This window comes from Acidovorax sp. Root217, assembly GCF_001428645.1.
Classification (GTDB): domain Bacteria; phylum Pseudomonadota; class Gammaproteobacteria; order Burkholderiales; family Burkholderiaceae_C; genus Acidovorax.
Genome location: NZ_LMIH01000012.1, coordinates 419327 through 431946, shown reverse-complemented (window position 1 = coordinate 431946; position 12620 = coordinate 419327). Strand labels below are relative to the sequence as shown.

Sequence of the window (12620 nt, the reverse complement as noted above, 5' to 3'; positions counted from 1 at the left end):
CAAATCCGTATGAGTCCGTGCAGCCAGTGGCTGCACGGATCTTCCTTTCAAATCAGGTGCTCTCTTTGACCACGCGCCCATGCAGCGGTTGCAGCGGCCGTGCATTGGCGCTGTAGACCCGGCGGAACGACTTGATCTGCTGCGCGCTTAGCTTGACGGGCTCCTTGAGCACCATCCACTGCACGCCTTCGGAGCAGGGTGGCGTGGTCAGCGAACCTTCGAAGCTGTAGTAACCGTGCTTTTCCGGCAGCAGGGCGGCGGGATGCAGCGCCAGGCCATCGACCGTGACCTGCTCGCCTACGCGCGGCAGGTGCGCGAAGATGGGCTCCCAGGCCTGGTTCTTCTTGCCCGGCTGGATCAGCACGGCCACCACGCCCAGGCCGCCGTCCTCGGCCTTGTGCACGAAGTGGGCGACCATCGCGGCGCGCTTGCCGCCCACGGCCTCCTCGCTGGGCGTATGGAAGTGGAACTGCAGCAGCTCCAGCGCCCGGCCGCCCACCACCAGCTTGCTGCCGGCCGGCACGTTGACCTGCACCGTGTGGCCGTTGTTGACCAGGGTGGGTGCCCCGGATGCGTACTGGAAGTCGAGCGCCGGCAAGGCCTCCTTGACCGTCTTGCGGATGTCGACAGGGCTCTGGGCCGTGCCGCGGGCGCAGGCTTCGAAGCCCTCTTCCAGCGCGCCCCAATGGGCGGCGCCATGCTTGCCCTTGTACTCCCAATGCGCGTGCGGGCCCTGGGCATTCGCCAGGGTGGCACACAGCGCCAGGCAGGCAAAGGTCACGCGTCGGATCAATTTCTGTTGTGTCATGGTTATATTGAAGACGAGAGTTGTGGATACCGCTGCTGCCCCAGCAAAAAACATGCGCGCACGCGCATCCGGCATCGTTCAGGGGTGGCGGGGACAGGCAGTCGGAAGAAGTGGATCAACAACGCAAAGAGGCGTGCGCTGCCAGCCTGGGGACCACCCCAGACTGCCGCGATTCTGTACACCAACGCCCTGTCTGCGGCCCCTGGGGGCGAGAGCCCCTTGACCCAAGTCAAGCATACGGGGCGGCTCCGGCGGGACTGGCTTGCCACACAATCCGCACCATGCCCCAACTCCTGCTGGTGGACGACCACCCCCTGTTCTGCGTCGGCTTTGCCCATGCGCTGGCCCATGCCTGGCCGGGCGCGCGCGTGGACACGGCCTGCACGCTGGAGGAAGGTCTGCGGGCTGCCGCCGGCCAGCCGGGGCTGGACATCGTGCTGCTCGACCAGCGCCTGGGGGCCCACACGGGGCTGCAGGGCCTGGCGCTTTTTGCCCGGCAGTTCCCGCTGGTGGCGCGGGTGCTGATCTCGGGGGATGAAGACCCGGCCCTGCAGGCGGCGGCGCGTGGTGCGGGCGCCAGCGGCTTTCTCGGCAAGTCGCAGTCCGTGCAGGCCATGGCCGCCGCCCTGGGCACCGTCGCAGCAGGTGGCATGGCATTCGACACGCAGCCTGCGGCAGTGCCAGGCGACTTGCCTAGCGACCTGGCAGGCCCCACGGCCCGGCAGATGGAAGTGCTGCTGCTGGTGGCCCAGGGCCAGCCCAACAAGCGCATCGCCCAGGCGCTGGGCATCGCCGAGCGCACCGTCAAGCTGCACGTCACGGCACTGCTCGGTGCGCTGCAGGCGCGCAACCGCACGCACCTGGTGGTGGCGGCGCGCGAAAAAGGGCTGCTGTAGATGGCTGCAGCGCCCAGCGCCCCGCCCGACGCACAGGCCCTGGACACCCTGTACCGGGGAGCGCCCCTGTCGGCACTGGTGGGGGTGGTGGAGGCCTTCTTCCTGAGCGTGCTGTTCTGGCGCGATGTGCCGGCCACCGCCATCGCCCTGTGGCTGGCGGCGTTTGCGGCCGTGCGCTGCCTGCGCATAGGCCTGGGCATGGCCTACCGCCGCCGCGCTGCCGCACCCGGCACGCGCGCTGCCTGCTGGGCGCGCTGGGTGGTGGTAAGCGCACTGGCGCAGGCCCTGGCCTGGGGCGTCGGCAGCTGGGTGCTGTGGGCGCCCGCCAACCTGGTGGCCGAGATGGCCCTGCACATAGGCCTGGCCTCCGTGGTGCTGGGCAGCGTGGCCCACCTGGCACACCACCTGCCCGCACTGGGCGCCTATGCGATCGGTGTGTTCGGCCCGCTGGCCGCGCGCGACCTGCTGGTGGGAGAACCGCTGCACACCCTGCTGGCGCTGGCGTCGGTGCTGATGGCACTGTACGTCTGGCACGCCGGCCGGGCCCAGGCGCGCACCATCGCGCAGGCCGCCGCCCAGCAGCGCGAACGGCAGGCGCTGATTGCCGCACTGCAGCGCGAGAACGAAGCCACGCGGCTGGCACGCCAGGAAGCCGAGGCGGCCCACGCCTCCAAGGCGCAGTTCCTTGCCGCCGTGGGCCATGACCTGCGCCAGCCGCTCAATGCCATGCAGTTGCTGGCGTACACGCTGCAGCAGCCCGCATCGCGCGACCGGGTGGAATACCTCGCGGCCACCCTCATGGAATGCGCCGAGAGCATGGGCTCGCTGGTGGAAGGGCTGCTGGAGCTGTCGCGCCTGGACGCCCGCTCCATCACGCCCCGCCCCACGCGCTTTGCGCTGCAGGCACTGCTCGACGAAATGGCCGGCACCTTCGGCGTGCAGGCCCAGGCCAAGGGCCTGGCGTTCACGGTGGAGCCCACCACCGCCCATGTGGAGGGCGACCGCGCGCTGCTGGCGCGCGTGCTGTCCAACCTGGTCGCCAACGCCGTCCGCTATACGCCGGCAGGCTTTGTGCGGCTGGACGCCCGCGAGCAGGGCGCCATGGTGGAGGTCTGCGTGCACGACTCGGGCGTGGGCATCGATGCCGCCGAGCTGCCGCGCATCTTTGACGAGCACTACCAGATCGGCCATCCGGAGCGCGACCGCAGCCAAGGGCTGGGCCTGGGGCTGGCAACCGCCCGGCGCCTGTGCAACTTGCTGGGGCTGGAACTCACCGTGCAATCGCAACCGGGCCAGGGCAGCCGCTTTGCGCTGTGCCTGCCGCTGGCCGCGCCGGAGCCCCGTGTCGCAGGCGCCGCCGTCACCACCACCACAGTGGAAGAAAAAGCGACGCCGCAGCCAGGGCCACCGGCGCAGCGGGTGCTGGTACTGGAAGACGATGCCGGCTCGCGGCTCGCGCTGACCGAGGTCTTGCAGGGCTGGGGCTGCGAAGTCATCGCAGCGGCCAGCCTGCAGGAGGCGATGCAGCCATGGCCAGGGCAGACGCTGCCAGACGCCCTGGTGGTCGACTGGCACCTGCCACACGGCGTGCAGGGCCCTGAGGCGGTCGCCGCCCTGCGCAGCGCCATCGGCCGTGCCGTGCCGGCCCTGCTGGTCACCGCCGAGGCGACACCCGAGCTGCAGGCCCGTGCCGCAGCGGCTGGCCTGCCGCTGCTGCCCAAGCCGATTGCGCCCATGAAACTGCGCGCCTTTCTGCAAAGCCAACCGCCCGTCTGAACGCGGCATGGGTGGGCAAAGCAGCCACCCGACCTGCCCTTTGGTGCTATTGGCAACAGGCCACGGGTTTTCTAAGCTTGGCGGGATTCCTTCATCCGGTTCGCCCCCTTCCTGAACATGCCTCCACTTTTCACCATTGCGGCGGCCACGCTGGCCACCCTGGCCCTGCTGCTCACGACCCTGTCCTTGCATGTCTCGCGCCTGCGCATGCGCCACCGCCAGACCTGGGGCGATGGCGGGCACCAGGACCTGGCCGTGGCGGTGCGCACGCACGGCAACACGCTGGAGCAGTCGCTGCTGTTCGGCCTGCTCGTGCTGGCGCTGGCACAGGCCGATGGCACAGCCGCCACCGCGCTGGCAGCGGTCTGCACCACCTTTGTCTTGGCCCGTCTCCTCTATTGCATGGCCGCCCTGGGCCGCCGCCTGCCCTGGCGCCAGGCGGCCCATGCGCTCACGCTGCTGTGCCAGTTGGCGGCCACCCTGCTCCTGGTGCGAGCGGCATGGACCAGTTGACCCCCTCCCTGCAGCGCTGGCATGACCACGGCCAGTTCGCCACCGTGCGCGGCCAGCGCCTCTTCGTTGCCGAGGCCGGCCAGGGCAGCACCTTGCTGCTGGTGCATGGCTACCCCACGAGCTCCTACGACTGGCACGGCGTGTGGAATGCCCTGGCGGCACGCTACCGCGTGATCGCCCCTGACCTGCTGGGCATGGGCTTTTCGGACAAACCGGTGGCGCACGCCTACCGTATACAGGACCATGCCGATCTGCTCGATGCCCTGCTCGCGCAACGGGGCGTGCACCGCTGCCACATCGTCGCCCACGACCTGGGCGTGAGCATTGCGCAGGAGATGCTGGCACGCCGGGTGGAGCGGCCAAGGGAGGGGTGCCGCATCGAATCGCTGCTGTTGCTCAACGGCGGCGTGTGCCCCGAAGCGTATGCGCCGCGCCCCATACAGCACCTGCTGTCGTCCCCACTGGGGCGGTGGATCGGCCCGCGCATTCCGCAGCGAGCATTCGAGCGCACGGTGGCAGGCCTGTTCGGCGCGCGCACGCAGCCCACGGCCGGGCTGCTCGACGATTTCTGGGCTCTGGTCAACCACGGCAACGGGCGGCGCATCTCGCACCAGGTGGGGCGCTTCTACATCGAGCGCATGGCCCTGCGCGATCGCCTGGTGGCACCGCTGGTAGCCGGGGCGGTGCCGGTGCGCCTCGTCAACGGCAGCGCCGACCCCAACTCGGGCGCCCACATGGCACAGCGCTACCGCGAGGTGGTCCCCCATGCGGACGTGGTCGCGCTCGATGGCATCGGCCACTGGCCGCAGATCGAGGCCCCGATGGCCATGCTGCGGGCGCTGCACGGCTTCGTGCAGTCCATCGACGCGCCGACGCAGGCGGCACAGGCCAACGTCGGCACCACCCCGATAAGCCGATAAACTGGCGGGCCCTGCGCCGCGCACCCCGTGGCGTCTTCGCCCACCGCACCGGCCCTCTGCCGGGTGCACCGATTTTTCGTGGAACCGCCATGCCCCATCTCATCGTCGAGTACTCCGGCAACCTGCCGCACTACCCCGAGGCCGAAGCGCTGACCGCGCTCAATGCCGCGCTGTGCGCCCACCCCCAGGTGCTGGACGAGCTGGACCTCAAGACCCGCTTCGTGGTGGCCGACAGTTTCGAGATCGGCACCGCCCCGGCGCAGCGCGCCTTCGTGCACGCGCAGCTGCGCGTGCTCTCGGGCCGCACGCCCGAGGCCAAGAAGGAGCTGTCGGACCTGATCGCCGGCGTGCTGCGCGAACTCACCCCAAAGCCGCAGGGCGTGCTGGTGCAGCTGAGCGTGGAGATCGTGGACATGGACCGCGGCTCGTACGCCAAGGAAAAGCTGTAAGAATCTGCCTGGCAGGCAGTCCCCAATGACAAAGCCGCCCCGGGCACTGCCCTGGGCGGCTTTGTCATTGCTGTAACGCAGGAAAGTCCGTGCTGCGCCCCCCTCGCATCCCCACCAGGTGGAAGGCGCACAGCACGGCCTCAAGGCCAGGGCACCCGCTGCAACAGGTGCCCTGGCCCGTCCGCCATCAGAACGTGTGGCGAACGCCGAACTCGTAGCCGGTCACGTCGTTGCCGGCGCCGATCGTCGGGCTGCCGAGCGACGAGGAGGACACGGCCAGACCGCGCGTTGCGGCGCCGTCGTTGCTGATGCGCGCCACGGTGGCGTACAGCTGCGTGCGCTTGGACAGGTTGTGCCCGTAGCCGATGGCGAACTTCTGCGAGTCGGCGTTGTTCACGTCCTTGCGCTTGAAGTTGACGTACGAGGCACGCAGCTCACCCACGCCCAGCGGCACCGTGGCGCCCAGGGTGAACATGTCCACACGGCGGCCGGCGCCGCGCTCGGTGGCGAACAAGGCCATGGGCTTGACCACGCCGAAGCTGTAGGACACGCCCACGTTGCTGGCCTTGTAGTCGACCGAGTTGGCAGTGGCGGCGCCGCCGCGTGTCTCGCCGAAGGCCACGGCCACGTTCAGGGGGCCGTTGGCGTAGCCAGCGCGCAGGGCCAGCGAGTTGCCCATGCGGTCGTTGACCTGGTTCGACAGCTGCTCGCCCAGGGCGTACTGCAGCTGGCCGTAGAAGCCGCCCAGTTCGGGCAGCAGGTAGTTCAGGCCGTTGCTGGTGCGCTTGGGGGCACTGCCTTCGGGCGTGCCGGCGGCCGAGGTGGCGCTGCCCACCATGTTGGCGCCGTTGTTGCCGCCCACGCCGGAATCGCCGAAAGGATCGAAGGTCTCGATGTTCAGGTAGGCGGGCGACTTGTCGCGGCCCAGGCGCACTTCACCGAAGCCGCCCGAAATGCTCACGGTGGAACGGCGGTCGAAGCGGAATCCGGCGGCGGTGCCGTTGTCGGCGGCCAGGCCACCCTCCAACCAGAAGCCGGCCTTCAGACCACCACCGAGGTCTTCCACGCCGCGAAAGCCCAGGCGGCTGCTGGACTGACCGCCGCTGGACAGGCCGGTGACGCTGTTGGTGTTGCTGGACATGTGGACCACCGAGGCGTCGACCACGCCAAAGAGGGTGACGCTGGACTGTGCATGGGCGCCGGCGGCAAGGGTCAGGGCCGCGAGGGCAAGGAGCTTGAGTTTCATGGAGTTCACTTCTTCGAAATGGGCAGATCACCGGGACATGGGCATGCCGCAGGGCAGGCGTCTTACCGGTCGGCACCCCATGGTGGGGCGCTGGGCTCATTAGAAAAAAGCTGTGTGACAGTGCTGGGGTAAACCCTTGCATGCCAGTGCGGAAAATAAGCATGCATAGCGACCCCCTCGCAGCCTGGTGTATACGCACAGGCAAGCGCCCGAGCGCGAAGGCGAGTGCACAGTGCACGCAAGCGCGTGCAGCCCTGCGGCTCAGGCCACCAATTGCGCGGCCAGCCAGCCGCGCAGGCTGTTGATGAAGGCCCAGCCATCGACACGCGGCAGGTCGTCGAGCCGCACCACGGCCTCTGCCACGCGGCCCTCGCGCAGGGCCACAGCACGCCCCACGCCAGGCAGCAGGCCGCAGGCCAGCGGCGGCGTGACCCAGCGGCCATCGAGCCGCAGGGCGATGTTGCCGAAGGTGCCCTCGGTGATCTCGCCGGCACGGTTCCACAGCACCGTATCGAACACGCCGGGCGCGGTGGGCGCAAACGCCGCGTAGTGCGCGCGGCGCGTGGTCTTGTGGCGCACGAATTCGCTGTCGGCCTCGTCGAAGGCACGGCCGGCGAGTTGCAGGCGCACGGGCGCCTGCGTGGGCTGCAGCGCAAAGGCTTCGGCCCGGGGCGCGCCATCGCTGCCCAGCAGCAGGCGCACGCGCCATGCGCCGTTGGCGTGCGGTGCGGCCAGGGCCTGCAGACAGGCCTGCACCCGGTCGGCATCCCACGGAGTGCCGAAGTGCGTGGCCGCCGCCGCCATGCGCGCCAGGTGGTCGCCGAGGTGGCGCAACTGTCCGGCATCGAGCGCCAGGGTTTCGAGCAGGTCGAACGGAGCGCTAGCGCGCTCCACGAAGGCGCGCTTGTGGCGCCATTCATGCCATTCGGCCTCGGCCTCGGCACCCGAGGTGATGCCGCTGCCGATGCCGCAGGTGGCCTGCACCGTGCCATCGCGCGCCTGCAGCACCACGGTGCGGATGGGCACGTTGAAGGTCGCGGCCACGCCGCCCTGGCCCGGTGGCCCGTGCGGGCGCACCACGCCCACGGCGCCGCAGTACACGCCGCGCGGCGCGGGCTCCAGATCGCGGATCAGCTGCATGGCACGCACCTTGGGCGCGCCCGTGACCGAGCCGCAGGGGAACAGTGCGGCAAACACATCGGCCAGCGTGGTGCCGGCGCGCGTGCGGGCCTGCACGTCGGACGTCATCTGCCACACGGTGGGCAGGGCCTGGGTGTGGAACAGCCGGGGCACGCGCACGCTGTGCGGCTGCGCGATGCGCGAGATATCGTTGCGCAGCAGGTCCACGACCATCACGTTCTCGGCCCGTTCCTTGGGCGCCGTGCGCAGGTACTCGGCCTGGGCGGCATCGGCGTCGGGCGTGGCGCCACGCGGGGCCGTGCCCTTCATCGGGCGAGCAAGGATGTCGCCGCCCGCCGCATCGGTGGTCCAGTCGAAGAACAGCTCGGGCGAGACCGACAGCACCTGGGTGTCGCCCGCGTCGATGTGCGCGCAGTAGCCCTCGGGCTGGGTGCGGTGCAGCGCCTCGAACAGCGCCTGGGCGCTGCCCTGCGCACGGCCCTGCAGGGGTGCGGTGTAGTTGACCTGGTAGACCTCGCCATCGCGGATGGCCTGGTGGATGCGGGCCAGCGAGGCATCGAAGTCGGCACGCGGCAGGCCATCGGCCCATGTCACTTCGGCGCTTGCGTCAGGCTGTGGTCCATCCGGCCAGGGCAGGGCTTCATCGTGCACCGAAAACCAAGCCAACGGGCCCTGCGCCGTGTGGGTCTGCAGGGCGGTGTCAAAGGCCGCCGCAGCCTCGTAGCGTACATAGCCCAAGCACCAGGCCCCACCCTGTGCGGCGGCGTGCACCGCATCGAGCACGCCGCGCACCTCGTTCAGCGCATGGGCCACCAGTACCTCGCGCGGCGGGCCGAAGGCGTGGCGCAGGCGCGGGGCGCCGGGCCCTTGCGGCTGGGTGAAATCGATGCGGGAATGAACGGTGGTCACAGGAAGGAATCTCGCCGCCCGGTTCCCCGGGGCAGCCATGTTTGCAGGATCAGGCCGCGCCCAGGTGCGGCACCAGCCCCGCGGCGGGATGGCCGCTTTTGAGCGCGGCCGTGAAGGCCAGCATGCGGTCGATGGGCTGGCGGGCGCGCGGGATCAGCGCGGGGTCCACATGCACGGCATTGGCGCCCGTCTCCAGCACCCGCGCTACATCGGCCAGGCCGTTCATCGCCATCCAGGGGCAGTGCGCGCAGCTCTTGCAGGTGGCGCTGTTGCCGGCGGTGGGGGCTTCGTAAAAGGTCTTGCCGGGGTTGAGGGCGCGCAGCTTGTGCATCATGCCGTTGTCGGTGGCGACGATGAACTCGCGCGCATCCATCTCGCGCGCGGCCTTGAGGATGGCCGAGGTGGAGCCCACGGCATCGGCCAGCGCCACCACGTCGGCAGGGCTTTCGGGGTGCACCAGCACCTTGGCCTGGGGATGCTCGCGCTTGAGCGCCTCCAGCTCGAAGGCTTTGAACTCGTCGTGCACGATGCAGGCACCGTTCCAGAACAGCATGTCGGCGCCGGTCTCGCGCTGGATGTAGGCGCCCAGGTGGCGATCGGGCGCCCACAGAATCTTGTGGCCCGCCGCCTTGAGCGTGCCGACGATCTCGAGCGCGCAGCTCGACGTCACGAGCCAGTCGGCGCGCGCTTTCACGGCCGCGCTGGTGTTGGCATACACCACCACGGTGCGGTCCGGGTAGGCGTCGCAAAAGGCACTGAATTCTTCGACCGGACAGCCCAGGTCGAGTGAGCAGGTGGCATCGAGGTCGGGCATGAGCACGGTCTTCTCGGGCGAGAGGATCTTCGCCGTCTCGCCCATGAAGCGCACGCCCGAGACCACCAGGGTCTGCGCCGCATGGTCGCGGCCGAAGCGCGCCATCTCCAGCGAATCGCTGACCAGGCCACCGGTTTCCTCGGCCAGGTCCTGCAGATCGGGGTGCACGTAGTAGTGCGAGACCATGACCGCGTTCTTTTCCCGGAGCAGGCTGCGGATGCGGTCCTTGAGCGCGGCGCGCTCGGCCTGCGAGGGCTCGGGTGGCACGCGGGCCCAGGCGTGTTTGGTGGAGCAGACAGAACCACCACCTTCTTCCAGCACGTCCAGGGGCTGGTCGTATTCGACGTCGATGCGGTTCAGCGTGGCCGTGTTGCTCATGACAGTTCCTGCAGCCGCATCGAAAAATCGGTGGCCTTCACGTCCTTGGTCAGCGTGCCGATGGAGATGCGGTCCACGCCGGTCTCGGCCAGTTCGCGCAGGCCATCGAGCGTGACGCCGCCCGAGATCTCGAGGATTGCGCGGCCGGCATTGGCGCGCACGGCTTCGCGCAGCAGGGGCAGGGGCATGTTGTCGAGCAGCACCATGGTGGCGCCCGCGTCGAGCGCCTCGGTCAGCTGCGACAGCGTCTCGACCTCGATCTCGATGAAGGCGGCCCGCGCTCCCACCTGCTGCTGCGCGGCGCGCAGCACGGCGGTGACGCCGCCGGCCGCGGCAATGTGGTTTTCCTTGATCAGCACGGCATCGTGCAGGCCGATGCGGTGGTTGGTGCCGCCGCCCACGCGCACGGCGTACTTCTGCGCCAGGCGCAGGCCGGGCAGGGTCTTGCGCGTGTCCACGATGCGCGCACGGGTGCCGGCGACCACGTCGGCATAGGTGGCCGTCTTGGTGGCCACGGCCGAGAGCAGCTGCAAAAAGTTGAGCGCCGTGCGCTCGGCGCTGAGCAGCGCGCGGGCGCTGCCCTCCATCTCCAGCACCACCTGGTCGGGCGCGCAGCGCTGGCCCTCGGCAACCTGCCAGGTGAGCTGTACATCCGGATCCAGGGCACGCAGGGCCGCTTCGACCCAGGGCGTGCCGCAGATCACGGCGGCCTCGCGCGCCAGGATGCGCGCACAGGCGCGGCGCGCAGGGTCGATCAGGCCGGCGGTCAGGTCACCGCTGCCCACGTCTTCTGCCAAGGCGCGGGCCACGTCGGCACGGGCCAGGGCGGCCACTTCGGCACTTTTTTCATCGTCGCTGGGATGGGTCATGGGGCGCGAGCATAGCGGCTTCCGGGACCGGGGTTTGGGACACCGCTGTCCCGACTGCATACCCCCTACACTCGCGCAATTTTGTCCAGGGGAGCCCCATGACCGATCCAACGCCTTCTGCCACCCCCTACGGCACGCTGCCGCCAGCCTCGCCCCTTCCCCAGCGCCGCCCCATGAGCCTGCCGCGCCTGGCGCAGATGCGGGATGCGGGCGAAAAGATGTGCATGCTTACCGCCTACGACGCCACCTTTGCGGCGGTGGCCGATGCCGCAGGCGTGGAGTGCATCCTCGTCGGCGATTCGCTGGGCATGATCTGCCAGGGGCTGCCCAGCACCGTGGGCGTGACGCTGGAGGCCATGGCCTACCACACGGCCAGCGTGGCGCGCGGCCTGCACCGGGTGCAGGGCACAGCCTGGCTGGTAGCCGACCTGCCATACGGCACCTATGCCGAGAGCCGCGAGCAGGCCTTGCGCAGCGCCTGCGTGCTGATGCAGGCGGGCGCGCACATGGTCAAGCTCGAAGGCGGCGGGTGGACCGCGCCCACGGTGGAATTCCTGGTGCAGCGCGGCGTACCGGTCTGCGCGCACCTCGGCCTGACTCCCCAGACGGTGCACGCCCTGGGCGGCTACCGCGTGCAGGGGCGCAGCGACGACGCAGCGCGCACCTTGCGCAAGCACGCGCACGAGCTGCAGGACGCCGGCGCCGCCATGCTGGTGCTGGAGATGGTGCCCGCCGTGCTGGCCGCCGACCTCACGGCCGAGTTGCTGCGCTGCCACACGATCGGCATCGGCGCAGGCAACGGCACGGCCGGCCAGGTGCTGGTGTTGCACGACATGCTGGGCATGAACCTGGGCAAGAACCCGAAGTTCGTCCACAACTTCATGCAGGACGCCGGCAGCGTGCGCGGCGCCATCGAGGCCTATGTACTGGCCGTCAAAGAGGGGCGTTTTCCCGACAACGCCCTGCATGCCTGGTAGCCGGGCGTACACGCTTTTCCCCTTGCTCTTTTCTTTCTTCTTTCTTGCTTGCTGATTCGCCATGCTGATTGCCCACACCATCGACGACCTGCGCCAGGCCCTGGCGCCCTACCGCCGCCCGGCCTTCGTGCCCACCATGGGCAACCTGCACGACGGCCACATCGCGCTGGTGGAGCAGGCGCTGCCCCTGGGCGACGTCACTGTGGCCAGCATCTTCGTGAACCGCCTGCAGTTCTTGCCGCACGAGGATTTCGACAGCTACCCACGCACCTGGGAGGCCGACTGCAACCGCCTGCAGGCCGCCGGCTGCAACCTGCTCTTCGCCCCGCGCGAGGGGGACCTGTACCCGCAGGCGCAGACCTTCAAGGTGCACCCCGACCCGGCCCTGGCCGACATGCTCGAAGGGCACTTTCGCCCCGGCTTCTTCACGGGCGTGGCCACGGTGGTGATGAAGCTGTTCGCCTGCGTGCTGGGCCAGAGCGGCGGCACGGCGGTGTTCGGCAAGAAGGACTACCAGCAGTTGATGGTGATCCGCCAGATGGTGCGCCAGTTCGCACTGCCCATCACCGTGGTCGCCGGCGAGACCTGCCGCGCGCCCGACGGCCTGGCCCTGAGTTCGCGCAATGGCTACCTCAGCCTGCAGGAGCGGCAGGAGGCGGTGGCCTTGTCGCAGGCCTTGCGCCAGTTGGCTTTGCGCTGGGGGCAGCAGCCTGGGGTGGAGTGGGAGCAGCAGGCGATGGATGGGTTGCGGGCGCGGGGGTGGCAGCCGGACTATCTGACGGTGCGCCGGAGGGCGGATCTGGGGGTGGCTTCGGCTGCGGATGGGGTGGGGGAGTTGGTGGTGCTGGGGGCTGCGAGGCTGGGGAGTACAAGGTTGATTGATAACTGGGAGTTTTGATTTGATTTGGGCAGCATGCCTGGTTGA

General features: G+C 69.5%; 12 protein-coding genes. 7 read left to right on the top strand and 5 right to left on the bottom strand.

Annotated elements, in window-relative coordinates; translation table 11 throughout:
- Positions 1-52: 52 nt before the first annotated feature.
- On the bottom strand, positions 53-808 hold the full coding sequence (locus ASE31_RS12125; RefSeq protein WP_057201884.1) for a carbonic anhydrase: 756 nt from the start codon (positions 806-808) through the stop codon (positions 53-55).
- 281 nt (positions 809-1089) lie between these two features.
- Between ASE31_RS12125 and ASE31_RS12120 the strand changes: the two genes are divergently transcribed.
- The 5 genes from ASE31_RS12120 to ASE31_RS12100 all read left to right on the top strand — a co-directional run bounded on the left by ASE31_RS12120 (position 1090) and on the right by ASE31_RS12100 (position 5362).
- Positions 1090-1704 (top strand): response regulator transcription factor, encoded by a 615-nt coding sequence (locus ASE31_RS12120; protein WP_057201883.1) that lies wholly within the window; start codon positions 1090-1092, stop codon positions 1702-1704.
- Entirely contained in the window at positions 1705-3480 is a 1776-nt protein-coding gene (locus ASE31_RS12115) for a hybrid sensor histidine kinase/response regulator (protein WP_057201882.1), read from the top strand. It begins immediately after the preceding gene.
- A 117-nt stretch (positions 3481-3597) separates the two neighbouring features.
- Positions 3598-3993: an MAPEG family protein gene (locus tag ASE31_RS12110; protein WP_057201881.1), complete on the top strand. Its 396-nt coding sequence runs from the start codon at positions 3598-3600 to the stop codon at positions 3991-3993.
- The gene (locus ASE31_RS12105; protein WP_057201880.1) at positions 3981-4913 is read left to right on the top strand and encodes an alpha/beta fold hydrolase; all 933 of its coding nucleotides are present in this window, start codon (positions 3981-3983) and stop codon (positions 4911-4913) included. The genes ASE31_RS12110 and ASE31_RS12105 overlap by 13 nt, the downstream gene beginning before the upstream one ends.
- A gap of 89 nt (positions 4914-5002) precedes the next feature.
- Positions 5003-5362 (top strand): 5-carboxymethyl-2-hydroxymuconate Delta-isomerase, encoded by a 360-nt coding sequence (locus ASE31_RS12100; protein ID WP_057201879.1) that lies wholly within the window; start codon positions 5003-5005, stop codon positions 5360-5362.
- A 187-nt stretch (positions 5363-5549) separates the two neighbouring features.
- Here the strand turns inward: ASE31_RS12100 and ASE31_RS12095 are convergent, their stop codons facing one another.
- The 4 genes from ASE31_RS12095 to nadC form a co-directional block, all read right to left on the bottom strand.
- The gene (locus ASE31_RS12095; RefSeq protein WP_057202504.1) at positions 5550-6608 is read right to left on the bottom strand and encodes a porin; all 1059 of its coding nucleotides are present in this window, start codon (positions 6606-6608) and stop codon (positions 5550-5552) included.
- A gap of 261 nt (positions 6609-6869) precedes the next feature.
- Positions 6870-8696, bottom strand: a complete 1827-nt coding sequence (locus ASE31_RS12090; RefSeq protein WP_057201878.1) for a chorismate-binding protein — start codon at positions 8694-8696, stop codon at positions 6870-6872.
- Positions 8697-8706: 10 nt separating this feature from the next.
- Positions 8707-9849: a quinolinate synthase NadA gene (gene nadA, locus ASE31_RS12085; RefSeq protein WP_057201877.1), complete on the bottom strand. Its 1143-nt coding sequence runs from the start codon at positions 9847-9849 to the stop codon at positions 8707-8709.
- Positions 9846-10718 (bottom strand): carboxylating nicotinate-nucleotide diphosphorylase, encoded by an 873-nt coding sequence (gene nadC / locus ASE31_RS12080; RefSeq protein WP_057201876.1) that lies wholly within the window; start codon positions 10716-10718, stop codon positions 9846-9848. The genes nadA and nadC overlap by 4 nt, the downstream gene beginning before the upstream one ends.
- 98 nt (positions 10719-10816) lie before the next feature.
- Between nadC and panB the strand changes: the two genes are divergently transcribed.
- Both panB and panC read left to right on the top strand, forming a co-directional pair.
- The gene (panB, locus tag ASE31_RS12075) at positions 10817-11695 is read left to right on the top strand and encodes a 3-methyl-2-oxobutanoate hydroxymethyltransferase (protein WP_057201875.1); all 879 of its coding nucleotides are present in this window, start codon (positions 10817-10819) and stop codon (positions 11693-11695) included.
- Between the two features lie 61 nt (positions 11696-11756).
- The gene (panC, locus tag ASE31_RS12070; RefSeq protein WP_057201874.1) at positions 11757-12593 is read left to right on the top strand and encodes a pantoate--beta-alanine ligase; all 837 of its coding nucleotides are present in this window, start codon (positions 11757-11759) and stop codon (positions 12591-12593) included.
- Positions 12594-12620: the final 27 nt, after the last annotated feature.